Genomic DNA, 22936 nt, shown 5'->3' on the forward strand with positions numbered 1-22936 from the left:
TTAAGAAATTAGGCTGTTAAGTTCATTTGCACGCTCAAAGAATTCTTCAAAACTATCTGCAAATAATTGAATATTATTTAAAGCTGATTCTTTTAAAACGGCAGAAAGGACATATGCATCATCCACAATATTCAATGCCGGTTGGCCTGGATAAAAATTATTTGGCGGGTATTCTAATAATGATTTTAATAAGGAAGCACTAACCGCATCTAAATGGCTATAGTTACAATTATCTAAACTACACCAAATGATAATGTCGTCTGTAGATAGGTCAATATTAATTTCAGCAAAACCATGCATTTCAAACTGAATATTAGAATGACAATCTAATTGAGAGTTAACTAGATCACTACGTCCCATAGAATTTAAATATTCATTTAGCATTTCTATAAATCTATATTTCATTGGTATTCCTTATATTTTAGGATATTTTAATTATTCAATACTGATAGTTATATTGAATTCGGTTGCTTTATTTGTTAATAAAGCCGATTTTTTGATTATATGGTTTTGACCACATTGACTTTGACCATTTCAGAAACTTCATTAAAAGAAAGTACTTCTAACTCAGGAAAACGGCCTTCTAAGATTTTTTTGACAAAACGACGAATATCAACAGGCACTAAAATGTTCACATCCCTAACTGATAAATAACTATTTTCTAAAGCAAACTCTGCTGCCTGTATCAACTCATTAGTTTTTTCTGGCTCAAGATGTAAGTATACTCCACCGGAAGCCTGCCTAATCCCTTGACGTATAGTGTCTTCTAGCTCTGAGTTAATCATGAGAACATTCAAACGCCCATCTACAGAAAAACGAGATGAAATGTAGCGTGCCATTGCACTTCTTACGTGCTCGACTAACATTAAGCTATCTTTTTCTTTTGGCACCCACTGCACTAAGGTTTCTATAATCAATTTCATATTACGAACTGATATTTTTTCTATTAATAAGCGTTGAAAAACTTCGGTTACTTTTTGTACTGTGGCATGGCGATAGCACTCTTTCAGTAATTCTGGGTATTTTCTTTCAAGATCATCAAGTAAGTTTTTCGTTTCTTGAATACCGAAAAATTCATTAATAAATCTCAACAACAAACTACTTACACAATCAATGGCTTCTGTCACATCGTCTCGAGCCATTAGACCCAGCTGCTCAATGTTGGGTAGGTCTTTTTGTTCAAACCAAGTACTCACCGAACCATATTCATCCGTAAACTTAGTCAATGACATACCAAGGTATTCAGGTTCGTCATTGATAGTCAGTAAACGATACCCATGGAAATAGATATCATATTCTCCTGCTTTAATTTCATTAATGAGTATCACCATTTTATTTTCAGGTAGAATAGGTGAATAGTTAACGGCAATATCAGGAATCCTATACCCATAACGAATAAAAATATCCTTTTTCATTCTGGATAAAAATTTATTATCTTCTAAATGTTTTTTATATTTTTGATTAACAGAAATGATAATCGGTAATGTTTCCGGGATATATTCATCTTCAACATCACTATTTTCTCTTTGAGTTTCACCTTCCGTCACATCTGAATTAATAATTTCAGCTTCACTATTCGCTGTTTTTTGCTTATTTTTTTGTTTTTTTAAATACCTGAAAGTAAATAACCCAATAAGAACCCCGGATAATAGTAAAAATATCATAGTTGGAAAACCAGGCAAAAAACCCATAGAGAGTACAATAAATGCCGTAATTAATATCGTAAAGTCATTTGCAAATAACTCTGAAACAATATTTTCACCTAAGTTCTTATCATTACCACCTACTCGAGTCACAATAAAACCAGCACTGATAGAAATGAGTAGTGCAGGGATTTGAGCGACTAAACCATCACCGATAGTTAATAAGGAAAAAGTATTTAGTGCAGTTGAAACATCCATGCCCTGCTGAGCTGTACCAACAGATATCCCTCCAATTAAGTTAACAAAAATGATGATAATGCCCGCGATCGCATCCCCTTTAATGAATTTCATCGCACCATCGAAAGAACCAAACAATTGGCTCTCTTTTTCAAGGTCGCCACGCTTCTCTTTAACTGTCGCCTCATCAATCACACCAGCCCGTAAATCCGCATCAATACTCATTTGTTTACCTGGCATTGCATCGAGAGAGAAACGGGCTGCCACTTCAGCAATACGTTCAGAACCTTTCGTAATAACAATGAACTGTACAATGGTGACAATGGCAAATACCACCATTCCAACCACTAAATTGTCTTGAATAACAAATTCACCAAAAGTAGCAATAATATCCCCAGCATCTGCTTCTAGTAAAATTAAGCGGCTGGTACTAATTGATAAAGCTAATCGAAATAATGTACTTATTAATAAAATAGAAGGAAATGATTGAAAGTTTAATACCCGAGTTATATAAAAAGAGCTCATAAAAATGAGTACAGATATCATAATGTTTAAGCCAATTAATAAATCGACTAATATAGTTGGCAATGGAATGATCAACATCGCAATAACCATTACCATGATAACTAATACCATCAATTCTGGACGATTACGGATTTGTAATAAAAATCCGGTGATACTTTTCATGGGATAATTTTCCTATCGCACTATGGCTTTCGGTGTAATATTCTCTCTTGCACCATAATTTGGTCCATGAGTTCTTTTAATTTTTCAATAAGTTGGTCTCTTGCTTCCGTTGACTGAAAGACAGTGATAGGAATAACTGCAAAAGCCAGTAATAATAGTTGTAAAAACCTGCCACACATATCCGAAGTCATGGCTTTCAGTTTTTCAGAAATAAAATCGATAACCACTGTTTCAAAATCAATCTGACTACGAATGCCACGGGTAAATAATTGACTGAGCTCTTTTTCAATTTTTGATTTGTTTGATTTTTCATTGAGCCGAAAAAAACCAGATTGAAAGAATTGCTGGCAGAATACATAATCTAAAGATTGCAGTTCTCGTAACCGACCAACACGATTAAAAAAACTTCCAAACTCACTAATATTTAAGTCACCTAATGGTAACGCTTGCAAATCACAAGCTAGTGCTCGCCCAAGATAACGCATCATATTTTCGCGCTCTTGAATTTCCATTTCCTCAACCCATTGTTCATATAAATAAACAACAGGCCCGTCATAAGTGATAAACTCACGGTACACCGAACGTAAATTCCCAGCACTAAAATGTAATTTTTCAGCAAATGCTTTTGCGATTAATGCAACGTTAATTCCTGCTTGTGTATGACGCTTAGTATCTTCTGCTTGCAATAATTGTTCTAAAGCTTCAATATTTTCAATTTGTTCTTTTTTTAATTTTTTACGATTAATTAATGCAGCAAGTACCATTAGTAAATCACTAGGATCAGTAAAAAACTGCAATAAAAATGCCCGTAATTGCTTTGGTGTCATCAGTTGCTTATTAAGCAGGCCTTCTATATGCAATACTTTGTCATCTGCATCTTTATCCAAAATGCGTTCGGCAAATTGCATCCATTCTTCTTCGCTGCCCTTCTTAGAACTTCCTCGGCGTACATGGCTTGCCGCTAACATCGACATCGATGCATATTCACTAGAGCTATCAATGACACCAGCACCACGTGCTACTTCATCGGAGTCATCACTACTGCTACTCACAGGTGCACGACTTTTGTTTTGAGTATTAACTGAAAAACGGTTATTAAAACTCAGTGGTGTTATTGCCATGACTCACTCATGTATTGTTGAAGAAATTGGACCGTACCGTGCAACTGGCTATCATGGGTGGTGATCCGCGTCTTTTCAGAAAATTGTCGCCCATCCCATCCTTCATTTTCATCCAATAAACGCGGCTGGATTAAAAATAAACGAACCATCTTCTGTTGATTAGTCGATGAATGACTAAATAACCCTCCCACATAAGGAAGATCGCCTAAAAAAGGAATTTTGCTTTCATTTTCAACATATTGCTCACGTGTATAGCCACCGATAAGCAAACTACTGTCTTTTGCAATACGCGCAACTGTGTTAATACTGGTTCTGTTAACGGCAGGTAACCCTTCTACACTGGAGGTTTTCCCTGTGCTATCGCGGTTTTCAGCACCATCTTCAATATTGACTTCCATTTCTACGTTATTACCCACGGAAATACGCGGCATTACACTCACCATGGTCCCATATGTGACCTGCTCAAGAGTCGCAATACGCTCCCCTTGTAATTTGGCGTAAAAACTGGTGTTGTTATCAAATAAAGCAGGAATGTTTTCTTGGGTTAATAACACGGGGCGAGAAACAATGTGCCCGTTACCCGTTTTACTTAATGCATCAATCTGCAATAAAAATTGTTGGCTGTTTGATAGCGTGCTTCGGTTAAATGAGATCGATCCAGTACCTGTACTAAAAGTACCAATTTCCCAGTTCACGCCAAGATTATCGAGCTCTGAGCGAGTAATATCTATAATCCACAAAGATAACTCTACCTGCCGGCGGCGCATATCTAATGTATTAACTAATTGGCGAACATAACGAATTTGCTCTTGGCTACCTTTAACGATCAAGCTATTGCTATCAGGGTGTGCTACCAAAGAAAAAGCGCTGTTAGACGGTTTTTTTGTTACCATCATCGGCTTATTCCCTGAAGATGGTGAGTCACCAATTGGTGTATCCATTAATTCGTCTATCGAATCTCCTGTTGGATTAATCGGTGTTGGTGGTGGTTGAATATGTAATATTTCATCTGGTGAAGCTCCCTGTTTAAACAAAGAATTAATGACTGTTAATAAACCAGGGATCGTAATATTTTGGCCACGTAATGAATAACTTCTATCCGTTACCGATGCGTGTTTTAATGGAATAATAGCCACTTCACCGCTAGATAACTCCTCTTTCCTAATCTGTTCTGCAAGATATAAAGATGCGGCTTTAATTAGTTCAATATACAGTGGCGGACCCGAAACAAATAATAACCGTTCACCTTCTTGTGAACGTACAGGAAACCGCGAGTCATAAATTCCATTTCGTTGAATATAATTAAGCAACTGGTTACTACTGACATTATTTGTTGGAATAATTGCGCTACGCATTTCACTATTATCATAAATATAAATACTCGCACCATCGTCATACCACACTAATGCAATTCGCCGAGTTAGTGCTTTGAACATTTCATCTGCATTAGCTAAATTAAAATTACCAGTCACTTTTTTTTGAGCTGCTAATTTGCTGAGAATAATTGGCTTATTTAAACGTTCAGCAACGGCATCGAATACCTTACCTACTGCAATATTATTTGCGACAAAGGTATCGTGGTTTTTTGACTGTGTAACTGGTTCTGCCACAATAATTTCAGCTTGGGCCGAATAGAAACTCATACTCAGTAAAAACAGTGTTAAGCCTAACACTCGATTTTTTTTACTGCTCATATAATGTTGCTCCAATATGCCTAATTTCTGATGGTGTTAGGCCTAACTCTTTTTTAATATCATTAGTAAAATGAGATGCTGAACAATAACCCGCTTCAAGCCCTACATCTAATATTGAATCATCACTTTCAATTAGCTGTAGAATTGCATTAGCCATACGAACACTCATAATTTTCCGCTTTGCCGTTTTATTAAAGTTTTCTCGATAAAGCTGTCTAAAATAAGAAGCTGATATACCATAACGTGCACATAACTGATTAATATTGGCGTTTTTATTCTCTTGAGCTGAAGAGAGAATAAATCGCATCATTCCATAGGCTTCGTACCGCCTGAGTATTTCACACCAGCTATCAAATACAGGATGATTTCTAATAATTAAATCAATCACTACATTTTTTATTGATACCATTAATGAAAAGTCTTCAATTAATTCGATATATTCATTATTGTTATTTTCATCAGCTTCCAGCTTTTTCTTTTTCGCAAGAAATGCTTGCCCCATTGCGGTATCAATAACTGCTAAAATTTCGACTAATTCTGATAAATCCATTGAGTATAACTTCCAATTTGACTTATCTAGTGCATTCCATTCATTTTCTTGGCAAATAAATATAGCCTGACGTTCTATCAAAATATTTAAATTTGAATATATAGATTTATAAATAAAAGGCGTTGTGACTCTTTTCGGTATAGCCAAGACCAATTTGTCTTGTAATGAAAAATCACAGCCTCTACTTTCTAATAATGTTGCAATATCTTTATTTGACATTATATATAGGCCTTATCCACGTAATGTTGTGTACACAGAGTGAGCGATAAGAAAAAAAGCCTCAAGGGAATACTCAGGAATCATTCATACTTTCTATTACAAGCTAAAGGTGTGAATGAATAAGATCAATTCAACTGACAATAAAAACATTTATTGATTTACTTGCCACCAATAACGAGAACCAGCCAATCCATAATAAAATGAATTTAATTCCATGAGATTATCTTTATGAGTGATACAAATAGCCGCACATGTATAGTAAAAATTGCTAGCGGCCCAATGACCGGCCAAGAATTAATGGTTAATACAGATAGCAATCTGATTATCATTGATAACGGCTTAGATTATAAAACTGACATCAATGATGATGGTTTCACAACCTACTCCATTCCAAGCGATGGCACTGCCTGCGAATTTTCAATTATTACTGCAAGTCAACACTCTGAAAGTGGTCTAGCCATTCAACTAAATGATAATGGATTAAGTACCGAGATCCCTATTGTTTTTCAGCAGCTGCTTTTAGCGGATATTTTTCCTATTGTGATCAAAATGCAGGATACCGAGTGGCAAAGCCCTCAAATACCTGAAACCTTACAGACTTCAGAGGCTGAAAATCCATTACCTATCGTTAAAACTAAAGTAAAAAAACCAGCTAAGCAAAAATCAAGCCTTTTTAATAAACAAACTATGTTGGTCTTTTTCTTGACTCTATTTTCAATATTTGTTGTTTACACTATATTTCAATATATTCCAGCACAAAGCACCGAGAAAAAAGTAAAAGCATTAGAACAAATACTTCAAGGTAGTCAGTCTCCCATTATCGTAACCCAAGGTACTAGTAATGAAAGCCTTATCCTAGTAAAAACACAGCGAGATTCTGATTGGAGCATGCAGCGCCTGGTTAAAGCTAAATACAATGAAAAATTCTCAATTAAAATAGTAAATAAGCTTGAGCAAGAAATTGAAAATAAACTTATTGAAATAGTACCAGACACATTAAAAGTAGAGCTTACAAATCCATGCAACCCAATAATCGTGACTATAGATAACAACAATTTAATTAATAAAGAAAAAAATATTGATAAGTTACTTTCTAGCTATTTTAGTTGCTATATAAAAAGTGAAATAAAAAAAATCAGCTTTGGTGAATTATTACAAAAAGCAGAGTTGGGATTAACAGAAAGTAATGTTCAATGGCGTAAAATAACTAAAGAAAATAAAGTTATCTTTATCATAAAAGACAGTTTAAATGACAATCAAACTGCTTCTTTAATTAACTTCACAAATTCATTTTATAAGCAATGGGGAGATAATCATATTCAATTCTCAATCTCCCTTGCCAATAATGAGCTTGTAGGTAAATCATTTGTCACCAATGCTAACGGCTATATTTTATTAGGCAATAACCATTGGTTTTTTAATTCAATCAGTTTTTAACTTAACAAATCATTATTTAATATAACTTCAAAAATAAAGAGGAAGCAAAAAATGGCAGATATGATCCCAGGTTTAAATCCCGAAGGAAAATGGGAGACATCCGATCTAGAAATTTCAGGAACTGGCAAAAATAATATGGGTATGATCTATCGTACATCGGCCAGTATTAGTAGCAAAGCGAAACAATTCGGAGATGAGTTAAATACAATTCTTGCTGATAAAACATTAGAAGTCGATAACCCACTAGTGCTGGCGAAAATCACCGCCATGAGTGGTAATTATAATATGGCGCGTCAATTACAAAGTAACTTTATGAAATCCATTAAAGATACTGACCAAGCTCTTATTCGTAACGTTTAATATTCAATAGAGCATCATTCACGATGATGCTCTACCTTCACTTAGGAAATACATTATGTCGCCTATTACTTCAAATTTATCGATGATAAATTCCACAGAGATAGCCTCAGAGATACCGTCATCAATCCCCATTGCCGATAAAGTTAAAGAGTTTTTTGCTGAATACAGCGCATCGACGAACCAAGAAAGAACTGCATTAATGAATAGTGTCAATACCATTGACCCAAGTAACCCAGTTCAATTACTGCAATTTCAAAATCGTGTCGGTAAATACAGCCTTGCTATGAATATGATTAGCACACTAACACATAAAAGTGTTTCTGCGATTGATACCGTTTTAAAAGCTCAATAAGCCATGAATATTTTAAAAAAATTTATCTTAATTAGTTTTATTGGCTTATTAATGGGGTGTGATAACCAATTATTACTCAGTCATTTAAGCCAAAGACAAAGTAACGAAGTATTAGCCATACTCCAAGAGCATGGTGTTGAGGCTACGCGTAAACAAGATAATAAAAACGGAGATTCCATTCGTGTTCAACCAAGTGACTTTGTTATTGCGGTAGATTTACTGCGCCAATATAACCTGCCCTCAAAAGAACCAGTGGAAATTATCCAAGCATTTCCTGGTGACTCTTTAGTGGCCTCACCACAGGCAGAACGTACCCGCTTGCTTTCTTTAATTGAACAGCGCCTTGAGCAATCGCTACTTACCATCCCTGATATTATTAACGCACGTGTGCATGTTAGTTATCCATTAAATGGCAATAATCCGACTAAGCAAATGCAAAATGTTTCCAGCTTGGTGACCTATTCTGGGAGTGAAGATTCTCAAATGATGATGCATAAGATCAAACTGTTTCTAACGAACAGTTTTGCTGAAGCAAATTACGATAATGTCTCAGTCGTGGTCGTCAATCGCCCGCCGTTGCAATATCAAGTTAAGTCTGAGCCTGAACATACATTTAACCCAGTCATAATCGGCTCAATTATTGCTGCAATGATCATTCTTTTGACTATTTTACTGTTACTGTGGCGCCAGCTAAGTAACAAAAAATCAGTAACTAATCTGATAGGGAAACCTGTTGATGACAGTGCTGAATAATCTACTCATTACACAAGGAAATATTTTCCTCGCTCCGGGATGTTATTTTCATAGTGAATTTAATGGGGTTGGATATAAAGACTTTCCTCCTATACTGCAACGTAAACATAACCAGCAATTGATTCAGCAATACGCATTGCCTTTACCTAACGAGAAAACGCCCTTGTTACCCAAAGTATTATCTGAACATTGGGCTTTATTACCAGAGGTAGCGTTAGGTTTAGGGATTTTATTACATGCTGAACCGCTTCCTTGGTGGGTTGAACTTTCCAAATATCGTGTCTTACATACACGCTTGAGCCGCCCACTTTGGCAATCAGAAAATCAACCTACAACTTCACCACAGGTATTAACTGCCCTTGGGGCACAACAATTATTGATGTGTTTAGCCCCCTTTGGCACCGCTTACACCCTTCGAGCTAAATATATGTTTAGTCTTGAAACTCAGCAACTTATACCGTCATCAGTAAAAACGATGCTACCTTGGAATACTATTGAAGAGACATGCCGTTATGTCAGAGAAAATACCCCAGAATGTTAAACAGACAATGTCTGAAAAAGTCTTGATCAAATATCAAGCATTAAGTGCCGATAGATACCACAAAACTATGACTCAACAAGCTCAAAAAAAGGCAAGTGAGTATTACCAACAAGCGAAACAACAGCAAGAAACTATCTATCAAAGTGCTTATCAGCAAGGTTATTACGACGGCATTAAACAACTATTAACTGACTTTATTCACGTATTAGAAACCAGTGAAATTCAGTACCAAGAAAATACCAGTCAAAGCAAAGAACAGCTGATGAAAATATTGAATGACATTTTTGGTAATAATGAGCTACAAGAGGTGGTTGCTGTTTATTTTGAAAAGCAATATGCAAAAGTGACAAATACCACATTACATCTACCAGCAAAAATGCAAACTCGTATTGCCCAAAGCGGCTCTGATATGAAATTTTCAACCGCTGCTGATAATACAATCGCCTTAGAGGTTGATAATAAAATTACCTATTTTTCCCCTATTACCGCCTCTAAAAATATTTTTCCTCATGTATTTTCTGTTCCAACACAATGCCAAATTTTAAAAATGCATAAAAAGACCTATCAAAACTTAATAACCACAATAAATTCAATACAGGAAGAACACAAAGATGCTGGTCAATTTACAAGCTAAGGCTATCAGTCCTCAACATAGCAGATCTCAAATTCACACTGAAAACATTCAAAATAAAATGACTTCATTATGGCAGAAGAAAAATATGGATAGTAAAAAAATAGATTTTTCCCCTAAAGAAAAAAATAAAATTAACAAGTTTATTGATGAACTTAAGTCAAAAGAAGATAGAAAAGTATTTTTTTCTCACGTATTTAAGACGATGATTACATTAGGTAGAGATGAAAAACAAAACTTTATTACCGGTGTTAGTCAAATATTACAATCATCAAGTGACCCTGAGCTAGTTTCATTAAATAAAAAATTTAATCGCTCGCTCAGCCATTATATGGCTATCAGTTTGATGAGTGCTCCTCTTAGCAACCAACTTCGTCATAATATGACTAACATTAATTTAGAGGGTAACGATAATGAGGAAGACGAACTACTAATCTAACATTAAATTTCTCTCCCCCCTTATCATTTACTTATTTCCCATCGACTAATATTTATAGGTTTGGTATGTTTTTTTAATATGCTAAGCCTATTTATTTGACAAAAACAAATAAATATAAAAAATATAAATAAAAATTGATATATACAACCCATGAATATAGTTTAAATTCTCCCCATCAAAACACATGAACCCAATATCAAAAAACGATTTTATTTTCTAAATATTCTGACTAGCCTCGTTTTTTTATATTGGAATACATTTCATCAACAGTTAGTATAGGTATAGATTATGACCGATTTATCAACAATAGATAATTTTATGGATAACATTGACTATAGTGAAAAAGAATCAATGATTCTCTTGTCTGGGCATGTAGTATATGACCCACTCAAGCGAACACTTTCGCGTGAAAAAAAAGTCGTTAACCTTTCTGAAAATGAATCATGCCTTCTTAAATTATTACTAATAAAAACAAATAGTAAAAGAGAAGTTATGTACGAGATTTGGGAAAAAAGAGGCACTATCGTGACTGAAAGTAGCTATTACAAGCTAGTCAGGCAATTGCGACAATCCTTTAAAAAAATTGATCTAGATGAAAATTTAATTATGACTTTACCTCGCATTGGTATTTTATACACAGGGGAAAAATCAGAAATGCCGATGCTTTCTAAATACGATGCCAAGAAAAGTATTTACACCTATATGCGATATTTTTTTCAGAAGATTTTTATTCGTTAATCACTATAATTAGATTTCGCCAAAGAGAACATTTAATGTTAAATATTAACCCCAACTTTTCAAAAAAACACATTTTTTCAATATTCATATTTTTTATAACTTTCATGCTATCCGCTTGTAGTAATAATTTAATGAGTTATTTTACTCAAACTCCCACTTATCATATCAATGGTAATATTTATTCACATTCTTACGATATTCCTGAAAATGCCACAATCACACTGTCGTTGACGTCAATACTACAGAATGAAAACAATGCAAAGTCTAATCTTGATTACAGTTTCAAATCACAAAGTGCAGGACGTAGTATCGCATTTACCGTCGCTCTTCCTGAAGAATTTCAATCCAAACGATATACCTTAGGAATGAGTGCAAGAATTGAAAAAGATGGTGAATTAATCATGATGAGTAATAAATTGAGCCCAATACCTGAGAACTTATCTGAAATAGTACTACTTCCGGTGGCTGCCATTCAGCAATAGTAACACTCATTTCATCAAGACCAATTAAAAATATTCTATCCCCTCTTAATGGGGAATTATATTTACCGGCACTCATTGAGTTCTTCTAATAAACGCGGAAAATCTGCCACCGAGCTTTCAATGGCTCGTTTTGCCAAACTTTCTAGTGCGCTAAATAGCTGTTCAGCCTCTTGTTCTGGCAAGTCCGCTGCTAAATAATCATTCCACTTATTTAGTTTGTAATTTAACTCATTCACAATCGTTTTGCCGCGTGATGTCAACGAAACATGATAAACCCGTTTATCAACTAAACTATTCGTTTTAGCAACCCACCCCTTAGCTAAAAATTTGCTCACTCCTCGAGTCGTTAATGATTTATCCACAACCATGGCTTTTGTAATCTGCTCTAGGGTTGACTCATCATACTGATCAATATGCAAAATCATCAAACACTCAATGGCATTGATACCATAAGGCTCCCCCATCCACTTCATATAATGATGAGCAGCTCGGCTTATCACCCCAAACACTCTGGCTTGCTCTGTACGCATAATGCCTCTTTAGTTGATATTATCAACTAATAAACCATTTAACACGCCAAATTTACTCATACTCAATGCTACAAAACATCACTTTTTTGCACCGTTTAGGGTTTAATCCTATACGCTTTCGTTTTGCGGTGATTACGGCTTGTGCCTCAATTGCTGCTCTATTTATTGCTCAATATTTGCAGCTTGTTCACCCACAGTGGGCAGCCATGACCGTCTGGGCCTCTGCACAACCTTGGCGCGAAAACTTACTGGAAAAAAGTTGGTGGCGTTTCGCGGGAACAGTCATTGGCGTGCTAGTTGGCGTAATATTAATTCAACTACACATTATCAACCCGCTATTATTTATCGTAGGGCTGGCATTATGGTTAGGAGCATGTAGCGGTATTGGTCAACTGCAAAAAGGCTTTGTGGCCTATGGTACCTTTTTAGCGGGTTATTCCGCGGTCATGGTCAGCATGCTAAGTGTCCACATGACAGATAACCTGTTTATGGTCGCTTGGGATCGGCTATGGACTATCCTTGTTGGCGTTCTTTCCGCAGTAGTTTTCAATGTTTTATTTACACCAAAACGTGAACAAGAACCCGTTATTACACTTAAAAACCAAGTTGATATACTATTTTATCAAATTTTGCATCGCACACTTGAGAAAAAAAAACCAATAAAGTTACAGGAAATTGACCAACTCTGGCAAGTGATGACAAGTTATGAGGAAATTCTAGAAACAAATCGCATCGGCTGGCTTACCACCGTAAACAAGTTGCTAAAGCACGTCAAAAACTTATGTTTCAAAGCCAAATATTATTACACCTAGATAAATATCAATCCATTGCACCCTTTTATTTTCCTGCACAAGAGCCAACGAATACGCAATGGAAACATATTTTATCATTGTGCCCTAATGGGGTACTTAAAACGCTATTAGTCCCGCTTTACTATGCTACTTTTGGTACGTCAATCAAGCGGATAAATAAAATCGACAAATTAAAACTGCATCAAAATAAAATCTCAGCATGGCAGGCTTTTGCTCGTTCTTTTGTTACAATAGGCGCCGTCGGTGTTTTATGGTTCTGGACACAATGGCAAATGTTGGCTTACCTCATTCTCGGCCTTTCCGTGATGTTGGCTCTATTCGCTTCCCTTGATCACCCCGCAAGATTCATGAAAAATATTTTTACAGGACAATTGTTTGGTGCCATTGCCGCATTAATCTGCACATGGTACTTGTGGCCTTTTGCCTCTTCATCATGGCAGATGACCCTTTTCATTATTCCAGTGATTATTAGCGGTGTTGTCATTTTTTCTCATAATCGCCTGATTTTAATTGCTTTTGATTACATTATGGTCTCTTTAATTTTGCTGCAACCAAGCTATCCTTTTACGCTTTCACTCACTCAAAGCATCGGTAATGCCATTGCGATTGTTTCCGGCCCATTAGTTGCAATGGCCGCTTTCGCATGGATTTATCCCACCAGCCCTAAAAAACGTTACCAGCAATTAATTTATCTTTCAGAACAGCAATTTAAACAGGGAATTACAGCTCTAATCCAAAGCCATAAACCATCTACAACTCAGTTTATCCACCGCTTATTTAGTGAATTATTACTAGCAAAAAAAGCAAATTTCTCGCCCTCACCTATATTCGATTTTTTTATCACTCGGCAAAGCATTTGGCTGTACCTACTTATTTTACAAAAGCAATTTGCACATCATGCATCAAAGAAAAGAGCCCTTATTGCACTTGAAAAACGTATTCAACAAAACCGGTTTGATTTGAAGAAAATCTCCACACTATTTCGGCATTTACAACGTAACGAAAGTGATAATGAAGAGCTTGAGCAACTCGAGAAATATGTGAAACTCTATATGAAAAAGGAATATTGCCAAAAATAAGGCAAGAAATAATCTGAATTTAACCAATTATCTAAAGATAAATATCCCTATACATGGAAAGCCAAAGAAATGTTGTTTGCTAATAACTACGATTTGAAATTTGCTGACGGGCTACAGCTTATTATTAATGGATTAGAAAATTAAGATTCTAAGGGCAGCATTACGATGCCCTTAATACTTTATTTCAGGCCTAGTCGTTTAGCTAGTCGATGTAAGTTAGCAATATCTAAAGATAATTCTCTAGCACATGCAGACCAATTATGATGGTTTTGTTCCAGTACTTGTGTAATGACTTTACGCTGAAAGTCATCTGTTGCTTCACGTAAGTTTTTAGTTAATGGTATTGCTTTCTTTGAGGTTTCCGTAAACTCATACTCATTGTTATCAAAGATAAAATATTGAGGCTGTAAGATAATATCGCCAGTGTCAATTGAGGCACGAGCAAGAACAACAGCACGATGAATCGCATGTTCCAATTCACGTACATTGCCAGGCCATGAATAGTTGAGTAAATACCGTTGTAATGAAGAACTCAGTACCACACTAGATAAACCAAAACGCTGACGATATTGCTCACAAAAATATCCGGCTAATAAAATAATATCTTCACCACGTTCCTTTAATGGGGGAACAAGTAGAGGAAATACGCTTAAACGATGGAATAAATCTGCCCTAAACCGCCCCTCTAATACTTCTTCACGTAGATCACGATTAGTTGCCGCTAATACACGGACATTAACGCGTAAACTGCGGTCATCACCAACACGTTGAATATCACCATATTGCAATACTCGCAGTAATTTTGCCTGTAATGCTAATGATAACTCTCCAATTTCATCTAAAAATAAAGTGCCATTATCCGCCATTTCAAATTTACCACTACGGTGACTAATTGCTCCCGTAAAAGCCCCTTTAACATGGCCGAATAATTCACTTTCTGCCACGCTCTCAGGTAATGCCGCACAGTTTAAATAAATAAGAGGATACTCTGCTCGAAGGGATTTTTCATGAATGGATTTAACAACTAATTCTTTTCCTGTTCCCGTTTCTCCGCTAACCAGAACATTTAATTCTGACGCAGCAACAATATCGATTTCCTTTTTTAATTGTTGCATACGAAGAGATAAACCGATGATTTCGGTTTCTCCTGAAGGTTTAAATCGTATAGGTTTACCCGACAATATATTTTGGTTTTCAAGCTGTTCAATAAGTAATGCATTATTTAATGCCCCAGCAGCTAATGCAGCAATTAACCTAAGTGACTCATTGCTAAATGCATTGAATTGATCAGGTTCCATGCCATCTAATGTTAATGCACCAATAAGATTTTGCCCCGCATACAAAGGTAAGCCGACACAAGCATGGACTTTTAGATGCTGATGATGAGGAATTAACCCATCGTATGGATCAGGGAGCTGGCTATCCGCAGGAAAACGTACTACATCGCCAGCTCTTGCAATTGCTTCAAGCCGAGGGTGTCCCGCCAAAAAGAATCGGCGGCCTAAAACATCAGCCATTAATCCATCAATTGCTAAGGGAATAAATTGACCTGGTTCATAGCGCAATAACGCACAAGCATCGCACCCTAATGATTGCCTTAATGTGGTAATCAAACGCTGAAACCGATCTGCATGTTCCATACCATCTTGTAACTCTATTGCGATCTTTGCTAATGCTTCAACAGAAAAACCCATGATCTACTCCCCATAGTCAATTTGACAACAAGTATAGTCATAATGACGATTATTGATACAGTCATTATGACTATAAATTAAAAATATTTATTTAAATTTATCTAAAAATCAATTGGTTAAATATTGGCATGAATATTGATTATATCTTCCTATACTTTAAAAAATACAGGATAAAATTAATATGGCGATTCATGTAAAAAATAATATTCATTGGGTGGGTCAACGTGATTGGGAAGTACGTGACTTTCATGGAACCGAATATAAAACATTAAAGGGAAGTAGTTATAATAGTTATTTAATCCGCGAAGAAAAAAATGTCCTTATTGATACTGTCGATCATAAGTTTAGTCGTGAATTTGTTGAAAACTTACGTTCACAAATTGATTTAAATGATATTGACTATATCGTGATTAACCACGCAGAAGAAGATCATGCCGGTGCATTAACTGAATTAATGCGCTTTATTCCTAATACCCCGATCTATTGCACCGCCAATGCTATTGATTCAATAAATGGTCACCACCACCATCCCGAGTGGAATTTTAAGATCGTTAAAACAGGCGATACGCTCAATATAGGTAATAATAAGCAATTGATTTTCATTGAAACTCCAATGCTACATTGGCCTGACAGTATGATGACTTATTTTACTAAAGATGCAGTGCTTTTTAGTAATGATGCTTTCGGGCAGCACTATTGTGATGAGCGATTATTTAATGATGAGGTCGACCAAAATGAATTATTTGAGCAATGCCAGCGCTACTATGCCAATATTCTTACACCATTTAGCCGCTTAGTAACGCCAAAAATAAATGAAATTTTAGGCTTTAACCTACCTGTCGATATGATAGCCACGTCACACGGGGTAGTATGGCGTAATAACCCAAATCAAATCATTGAATTATATTTGAAGTGGGCAGCCGATTACCAAGAAGATCGCATCACTATTTTCTACGATACCATGTCAAATAATACCCGTTTAATGGCGGATGCAATCGCTCAAGGCATCAATGAAGCCGACCCTAACGTCGCCGTTAAAATATTTAACGTTGCACGCAGTGATAAAAACGACATTATTACTCATGTTTTCCGCTCCAAGGCGGCACTGGTCGGTACCTCAACCATGAATAATGTCATGATGCCCAAAATAGCAGGTATGCTTGAAGAAATTACTGGCTTACGTTTTTTAAATAAAAAAGCCGCTGCTTTTGGGAGTTTTGGCTGGAATGGTGGCGCTGTTGATCGTGTTCAAACACGTTTGATGGATGCCGGTTTTGATACCGCATTATCTTTAAAAGCAAAATGGAAACCAGACACAAAAACATTAGATGACTGCCGTGAGTATGGACGTAATATTGCTCGCCAATGGGCATTACCTGCATAAATTAACTAACAAAGTAGCATCAGAATTTTATGATTTTTTAGAGGATACCTCATATGCAATTTAGAGATAAAACACTTGGACAGCTCGCATTATCTATTCCTAGAGCCTCTTCTTTATTCCGCCAATATAATATGGATTACTGTTGTGGTGGAAAACAGACTCTCAGCCGTAGTGCAGAAAAATTAAATTTAGATATAGACCTATTAGAAAGCCAATTAGCTAAATTAGCCACAGAAACGTTAGAAAAAGACTGGCGTAAAGCACCGCTCGGTGAAATTATCGATTTTATCATTGTTCGCTATCATGATAGGCATAGAGAACAATTACCTGAGCTTATTTTACAAGCACAAAAAGTTGAACGCGTTCATGCAAATAAGCCAAGCGTGCCAAAAGGTTTATCAAAATACTTAGAAGCATTACTGGAAGAATTAACTAGCCATATGATGAAAGAGGAACGCGTTTTATTCCCTTTGATAAAAAACGGAATGGGTCGAAATGCAGCAGCGCCAATTAGCGTGATGGAACAAGAACATGATGATGCTGGTGATATCTTAGAGGCTATTAAAGGCATTACCGATAATGTCACACCGCCACCAGAAGCCTGTACTACCTGGCGTGTATTGTATAATGGTATCAATGAATTGATTGATGACTTAATGAATCATATTAACCTAGAAAATAATTTATTATTCCCAAGAGCACTCGCTGGCGAATAAACACATAACGGCCTATTTATATAATAGATAGGCCGTTATTTTAAATATTTTTATATAATATACTAAAAATACCTATTGATATTGTTGCTTAATTTCTTGGGCAATTGCTAATCCACGTTTTGCTTCTTTTTCAGCAATTTCGACAGATAACCCAATATAAGACCTTGGGTCGAGCATGGCTTTAATTTCTTCATTACTGAACGCTGCTGATATCACACTGTTTTTGGTTAAATTAGTGTAGAAATCCTCCCCATCCGCTGCCGTTTTAATAGCTTCTTCATACAGAAGGGAATGAGCTTTATCTTTACCTAATTTTTCCGCCATCTTCATCATGACATATTCAGTATTATCAAGACCTTTATTTCTCAATACATTATGAAGCATTCTCTCTTCATGTGGCACAATCGTCCTCGAAAGCTCCTCTGTTCTTAATAAAATTTCTGTGGTTAATTCCAAAGCTTCTTCGATTAACCCATCAAATAACATATAAGAACTACTATCTCCTTCATAAGGCCTTACCGCGGAATACATACCAACACTTGGTAAGGAATATAATTTCTGCGAGTTAGCAATAATTCCCTTTGCCAGTTTTGGGTTTATTTTATGTGGCATAGTACTACTGCCTACTGTTCCTTTGGTAAACCCTTCAGAAACTTCTGCAATTTCTTCTAACGTTGTGCTATAGACCTCTTCGCCGATTTTATGGCAAATATTCGCCATTAGCGCTAAATTTGCCATATATTCAAGTTTATGGGTGCTCAAATTTCTGGATGGTACTTCCATGGCTTCCATCCCCACCAGTTCAGCGACACGTTTTTGTACCGCCATTCCAACCTCAGGCATCGAGTTAAAAGCGCCAACTGCACCGCCCATCATAATAGTGAACACGCGCTTTTCACACTCTTTCATTCGCTGATAACAGTCAATAAAGTCACTGATCCACACTGAAACCTTATAGCCATAGGTTATCGGAATTGCATGACGCCCATGGGTTCTTCCCGGCATCACCATATGTTTGGTTTTTTCAGCCAGATTCGACAAGTTTTCGATGATTTCACCCAATAACAACATAAATTTATGGTGTACGGTTTTCATCATATACAGCTGTGAACTTTGCTGAATATTTTGTGTGGTAATACCATAATGGATATATTTACCGCTTTCCTCAGAGCAAGCATTCACTAAAACCTTTAAGAAAGGTACGAAACCATGGCCTATTTTTTGGTAAATACGGCTCATTTCTTCAAAATCGATATTTTCGATTACGGCCTTTTCTTTAATTTCATTTGCCGCTGATTGAGGAATAAATCCCAGTTCAGCTTGAGCTTGGGCCAACATGGATTCAAACATTAACCAAGTAGAATATTTTGCTTCATCAGACAATAAGTCTTTAATTCCACGGTCATCAATAGTTTTACTTTTAGAATCGTATAATGCTCTCATTTCGTATCCTTTCTTTATTTCTTCATTGCTTCATCAACAGCATTGCGAACGAACTCAACCTTTGGTCCATATACAACATGGACGTGGTTTGCCGATGGAAAGAAGAATGCGGTACATCCTGATTCCAACATTAAATCTTTATCAATTTGGTTAACTTCTCCAACATCAATACGCATACGAGTAATACAGTTATCTACGTTACGAATATTTTGTTTTCCACCTAATGCTTGGATTAAAATTTCTGCGATTTCGCCGTAGCGTTTTTCTTTAATTAAAGTATTTTTCAGATTACTAGATTCTTCACGACCAGGAGTTTTAATATCAAATTTAATAATTGCCCAGTAGAAAATAAAGTAAGTGACGACGGCTAAACAGCTACCGATAATAACAAGGAAGATCCAGTTAGTGTGTTCGTACAGCAGACCAAAGATAGTAAAATCAAAGACGGTTCCACGAATATAGCCGATACCAACCTCAGCCAATGAAAGTAACACCGCACCAATACCGACAATAATGGCATAAATTAAATACAGTAATGGCGCAATGAATACGAAGGTAAATTCGAGTGGCTCTGTGACGTTACCAAGCATTGCCGTTAATACCATGGTGACAAGCATGGATTTCACTTCTGCGCGGTTTTCTTTCTTCGATGTTTTATATATAGCAAGAGCAATCGCAGGGAAGAGGAACAATGTAACCAACATTTGTTGCTGCGCCATAAAGCGAGTCAAACTTGGCATCATCGCCCAATATTCGCTATCCGGGCCTTGGTTAAATAGCACTTCAGTTAATGCAGGGACAACACCAACAAAGGTTTGGCCATCAATAATATAAGTACCACCCGCTTCAGTGAATCTAAACAAAACGTTCCATACATGGTGTAAACCAAATGGAATAAATAAACGTTCGCCTCCAGCCGTAAAAAATGGCCCCACTGGACTTAAAAATACCGCAGAGAGTTTCATTAAACCTTGAACTAATACTTCCCAAATAAACGGTAATAACGCTCCCACCCCAATCATTAAGCCTATCATAATAATAGAAACGGATTTTTTACCGGAAAAGAAAGCGAATGCGGTCGGTAACTCAAGGTTATAAAACTTATCGGTGGCCCAAGCGGCAATCAAACCAGTAATAATCCCTCCGGCAGCACTGATATTTAAAGTTTGTATGCCAAGAACTTTAATTTGTCCCACTTGACCCATCATTGCAGGGTCTGCAAGTTTGCCGGTAAGGACTAACCAAATATTCATGGTGATGATCAGCGATAAGTAACCGACTACCGAGGCAAAGACGGCAATTCCCTTATCTCGATGGCTCATCCCATAGGCCACACCCATTGCAAAGAGCAAGGGAATATTATCAAAAATAACACCTGCGATTGAACGAATACTGACAAGTAATGCATTAACCGTTTCATTTCCAAGAAAAGGAAAACGTGCAATCATATAAGTCTGCACTAATGCACCACTGATACCCAATATCATACCGATAGGCGCTAATACACCTATCGGAAGGAGTAATGTTCTCCCAAAGCGTTGAATAGATTCACCAAACTTTTTTCTGGCCATACTGTTTCCTTATGACTTCTATTATTAGAATTAAAGGCATACTAGCTTGGGGGGGTTATAAAAGAAATGATGTCACGGTTTTAAAAATTATCTTAGGTCATAATTAATGACCTAGGTCATTTTAATACAAAACTCATTGCCAAAAATAAAAATGAAAGACAGGTGAAATTTTTTTAGGAAGTAAAAAAGGAAGTTTAAAGTAGGTTTTCTAATTCATTGATAAGTAAATCAACTAAAATAAAAAAGCCAATTCTGGATTTGGTATCATCCCTTTTAGTATCAAAATTATCGGCAAAACAAAACAGAGTATTATCAGTATAAGTGGTTAATTCATTGGTATTAAAAGCGGTCATGCTAATAATATTCGCCCCTTTTAATTGCACAATTTTTGCTGTTTCAATAATTTTTTTTGTTCCACCAGATAGCGAGATAAAAATGACAGTGTCATCTTTGCTAACTAATCGAGTGAAAGAGTCAGATAAATTGTAGTCATTAATGAAAAAACAGTGTAGTCCTAACGCAAATAGCAAATGCTCAAGGTAATAACCAACCGCTTTGCTTGTTCCTCTTGCAACAATAAAAATATTTCTCGATTTATGTAGTATTTTAGCACAATCACTAATTTGCTCTTCATTAATTAACGTAAAGCTTTTATTAATATTTTTTTCGAGTTGTTTTTTATAAGATGACGGGATAATTTTTTCAGTCTTATTTTTTGTTAAAATATAATTATTAATCTGAAATTTAAGCTCTTTAAACCCACTAAACCCTAATTTTTGCGATAAATTAATGATAACTGTTTTAGAAACAAAGGTTTTAGCAACCAGCTCATTAATATTTAAGTAAGGGATATCCGTAATGTTATCAGTCAGGTATTTTAAAACTTTTTTTTCGCTAATGGTTAAATTATCGTAATTTTTTAAGAAATCCAACATATCCCCCCCTTAATCAGCCTAATTAACCCAGAAGTCATTCTTTTTATGATAATAAAGTCAATATAGGCAACCAATCGATTGATTATACGTTAAATGAGCAACCGATGTTGAATTTAAGAAGTGATTTTTGTGAAATGCGACAGTAATCGAGGAAAAATTGGTATCACAATAGGTTGTTTCCTTTGTGATACCTTTTATACAAATAATTCAGCTACTTCATCAGCACCATTACAAACACGGTACATTGAGTGTTCTCACTAGGGAGCTCGTCGTCAATCTGATGCTTTCTAGTACTGAATAGTAGAAGAAAGAATAACATGATAAACAAGCAAATAGCGCTTCCCTTGAGCGCTATTTGCCTTACAAAAAATCACTTAAATTTGAGTTGCTTCACAGCTTCATCAATATCAATTTCATCTTCCGAAAATGTTAAAGCAGTACCATGTAATGTGCTAATTTCTAATTTTTTCAAGGAGCGCATTTGGTCCGGTTTATCTGATTTAGGTTTAATGCTGTTCATCAATGCACCAATAGATAACACAGTATTTTCTTTATCAATACGTGTATCGGCAGGCACGTCCACCGAATAAACGCGATAAGATTTTATAGATGTAATCTTAATGCGCTCACCCGCAATATAAATATATTTGCTTTCAGGTATGACTTTGACTGCAAATGCAGACAACCCTTTATTATTTGTCGTCGGTTCGAAAGTGACTACAGCATTTTTTTTAATCAACTCAGGGTTGGCAACTTTAACCACATGAAAATAACGGTTATCGCCATTCTCATCTTTGATAAATCCAAAACCTTTATCTTCGAACCATGTTGTGATCGTTCCATTCATCGCCATTACCGCCTAATTAATCTTTTATTGATTCAGTTTTT

Annotated in this window: 23 protein-coding genes and 2 pseudogenes; 14 read left to right on the top strand and 11 right to left on the bottom strand. The window is 36.0% G+C overall.

The features are described 5' to 3' along the window. From PR725_RS14190 to PR725_RS14210, 5 genes are all read right to left on the bottom strand, one after another. Window positions 1-405, bottom strand: a complete 405-nt coding sequence (locus PR725_RS14190) for a type III secretion system protein (protein WP_004266188.1) — start codon at window positions 403-405, stop codon at window positions 1-3. 95 nt (window positions 406-500) lie between these two features. Further along, complete coding sequence (locus tag PR725_RS14195) at window positions 501-2567, bottom strand: EscV/YscV/HrcV family type III secretion system export apparatus protein (protein ID WP_272569488.1); 2067 nt, start codon at window positions 2565-2567, stop codon at window positions 501-503. 20 nt (window positions 2568-2587) lie between these two features. Next, a complete protein-coding gene (sctW, locus tag PR725_RS14200; protein ID WP_117162908.1) occupies window positions 2588-3688 on the bottom strand; it encodes a type III secretion system gatekeeper subunit SctW in 1101 nt (366 codons plus the stop codon). Then, window positions 3679-5382, bottom strand: a complete 1704-nt coding sequence (gene sctC / locus PR725_RS14205) for a type III secretion system outer membrane ring subunit SctC (protein WP_004266191.1) — start codon at window positions 5380-5382, stop codon at window positions 3679-3681. Before sctC ends, sctW begins: the two co-directional genes overlap by 10 nt. Next, window positions 5372-6151, bottom strand: coding sequence for a helix-turn-helix domain-containing protein (locus tag PR725_RS14210; protein WP_109912320.1), 780 nt, complete (start codon window positions 6149-6151; stop codon window positions 5372-5374). The genes sctC and PR725_RS14210 overlap by 11 nt, the downstream gene beginning before the upstream one ends. 228 nt (window positions 6152-6379) lie before the next feature. Here PR725_RS14210 and PR725_RS14215 point away from each other — a divergent pair, with 228 nt between their 5' ends. The 9 genes from PR725_RS14215 (at window position 6380) to PR725_RS14255 (ending at window position 11884) form a co-directional block, all read left to right on the top strand. Next, window positions 6380-7588, top strand: coding sequence for a PrgH/EprH family type III secretion apparatus protein (locus PR725_RS14215; RefSeq protein WP_004266193.1), 1209 nt, complete (start codon window positions 6380-6382; stop codon window positions 7586-7588). Window positions 7589-7639: 51 nt separating this feature from the next. After that, complete coding sequence (locus tag PR725_RS14220; protein WP_004266194.1) at window positions 7640-7948, top strand: EscF/YscF/HrpA family type III secretion system needle major subunit; 309 nt, start codon at window positions 7640-7642, stop codon at window positions 7946-7948. 55 nt (window positions 7949-8003) lie between these two features. Then, the gene (sctI, locus tag PR725_RS14225; RefSeq protein WP_110731501.1) at window positions 8004-8300 is read left to right on the top strand and encodes a type III secretion system inner rod subunit SctI; all 297 of its coding nucleotides are present in this window, start codon (window positions 8004-8006) and stop codon (window positions 8298-8300) included. A 3-nt stretch (window positions 8301-8303) separates the two neighbouring features. Further along, complete coding sequence (gene sctJ, locus PR725_RS14230; RefSeq protein WP_110731502.1) at window positions 8304-9053, top strand: type III secretion system inner membrane ring lipoprotein SctJ; 750 nt, start codon at window positions 8304-8306, stop codon at window positions 9051-9053. Next, the gene (locus tag PR725_RS14235) at window positions 9037-9594 is read left to right on the top strand and encodes a hypothetical protein (protein ID WP_004266197.1); all 558 of its coding nucleotides are present in this window, start codon (window positions 9037-9039) and stop codon (window positions 9592-9594) included. The genes sctJ and PR725_RS14235 overlap by 17 nt, the downstream gene beginning before the upstream one ends. Then, the gene (locus PR725_RS14240; protein ID WP_004266198.1) at window positions 9566-10228 is read left to right on the top strand and encodes a hypothetical protein; all 663 of its coding nucleotides are present in this window, start codon (window positions 9566-9568) and stop codon (window positions 10226-10228) included. The genes PR725_RS14235 and PR725_RS14240 overlap by 29 nt, the downstream gene beginning before the upstream one ends. Continuing rightward, window positions 10206-10664: a hypothetical protein gene (locus tag PR725_RS14245; RefSeq protein WP_164528250.1), complete on the top strand. Its 459-nt coding sequence runs from the start codon at window positions 10206-10208 to the stop codon at window positions 10662-10664. Before PR725_RS14240 ends, PR725_RS14245 begins: the two co-directional genes overlap by 23 nt. A 318-nt stretch (window positions 10665-10982) precedes the next feature. Beyond that, window positions 10983-11402 carry a winged helix-turn-helix domain-containing protein gene (locus PR725_RS14250; RefSeq protein WP_042851701.1) on the top strand — a complete coding sequence of 140 codons (420 nt, stop codon included), beginning with the start codon at window positions 10983-10985 and terminating at the stop codon, window positions 11400-11402. A 131-nt stretch (window positions 11403-11533) separates the two neighbouring features. After that, on the top strand, window positions 11534-11884 hold the full coding sequence (locus PR725_RS14255; protein WP_162617353.1) for a YbaY family lipoprotein: 351 nt from the start codon (window positions 11534-11536) through the stop codon (window positions 11882-11884). 62 nt (window positions 11885-11946) lie between these two features. On the opposite strand, the gene PR725_RS14260 is transcribed toward PR725_RS14255, so the two are convergent. After that, on the bottom strand, window positions 11947-12414 hold the full coding sequence (locus PR725_RS14260; RefSeq protein ID WP_272569500.1) for a MarR family winged helix-turn-helix transcriptional regulator: 468 nt from the start codon (window positions 12412-12414) through the stop codon (window positions 11947-11949). A gap of 65 nt (window positions 12415-12479) precedes the next feature. On the opposite strand from PR725_RS14260, the gene PR725_RS14265 reads away from it, so the two are divergent. From PR725_RS14265 to PR725_RS14275, 3 genes and pseudogenes are all read left to right on the top strand, one after another. Further along, on the top strand, window positions 12480-13226 hold the full coding sequence (locus PR725_RS14265; protein WP_272569501.1) for an FUSC family protein: 747 nt from the start codon (window positions 12480-12482) through the stop codon (window positions 13224-13226). Continuing rightward, on the top strand, window positions 13196-14305 hold the full coding sequence (locus PR725_RS14270) for an FUSC family protein (RefSeq protein WP_272569503.1): 1110 nt from the start codon (window positions 13196-13198) through the stop codon (window positions 14303-14305). The genes PR725_RS14265 and PR725_RS14270 overlap by 31 nt, the downstream gene beginning before the upstream one ends. A 36-nt stretch (window positions 14306-14341) precedes the next feature. After that, window positions 14342-14449 (top strand): annotated as a pseudogene (locus PR725_RS14275) (TetR/AcrR family transcriptional regulator C-terminal domain-containing protein); the annotation flags it as partial. 35 nt (window positions 14450-14484) lie between these two features. Here PR725_RS14275 and norR read toward each other — a convergent pair. Further along, window positions 14485-15999 (bottom strand): nitric oxide reductase transcriptional regulator NorR, encoded by a 1515-nt coding sequence (gene norR, locus PR725_RS14280; RefSeq protein ID WP_109912307.1) that lies wholly within the window; start codon window positions 15997-15999, stop codon window positions 14485-14487. A 181-nt stretch (window positions 16000-16180) separates the two neighbouring features. Between norR and norV the strand changes: the two are divergent. Together norV and ytfE are read left to right on the top strand one after the other, a co-directional pair. After that, window positions 16181-17374, top strand: a pseudogene (gene norV, locus PR725_RS14285) (anaerobic nitric oxide reductase flavorubredoxin); the annotation flags it as partial. Between the two features lie 62 nt (window positions 17375-17436). Then, window positions 17437-18099 (top strand): iron-sulfur cluster repair protein YtfE, encoded by a 663-nt coding sequence (gene ytfE / locus PR725_RS14290; RefSeq protein WP_004266206.1) that lies wholly within the window; start codon window positions 17437-17439, stop codon window positions 18097-18099. 72 nt (window positions 18100-18171) lie between these two features. On the opposite strand, the gene PR725_RS14295 is transcribed toward ytfE, so the two are convergent. From PR725_RS14295 to PR725_RS14310, 4 genes are all read right to left on the bottom strand, one after another. After that, entirely contained in the window at window positions 18172-19542 is a 1371-nt protein-coding gene (locus PR725_RS14295) for a class-II fumarase/aspartase family protein (protein ID WP_004266207.1), read from the bottom strand. Between the two features lie 14 nt (window positions 19543-19556). Continuing rightward, a complete protein-coding gene (locus PR725_RS14300) occupies window positions 19557-21113 on the bottom strand; it encodes a PTS transporter subunit EIIC (RefSeq protein ID WP_004266208.1) in 1557 nt (518 codons plus the stop codon). A 194-nt stretch (window positions 21114-21307) separates the two neighbouring features. After that, complete coding sequence (locus tag PR725_RS14305; RefSeq protein ID WP_109912305.1) at window positions 21308-22048, bottom strand: MurR/RpiR family transcriptional regulator; 741 nt, start codon at window positions 22046-22048, stop codon at window positions 21308-21310. A gap of 370 nt (window positions 22049-22418) precedes the next feature. Then, window positions 22419-22895 carry a cold-shock protein gene (locus PR725_RS14310; RefSeq protein WP_042851702.1) on the bottom strand — a complete coding sequence of 159 codons (477 nt, stop codon included), beginning with the start codon at window positions 22893-22895 and terminating at the stop codon, window positions 22419-22421. Between the last annotated feature and the right edge of the window lie 41 nt (window positions 22896-22936).

This window comes from Providencia sp. PROV255 (assembly GCF_028478065.1).
Lineage (GTDB): Bacteria > Pseudomonadota > Gammaproteobacteria > Enterobacterales > Enterobacteriaceae > Providencia > Providencia rettgeri.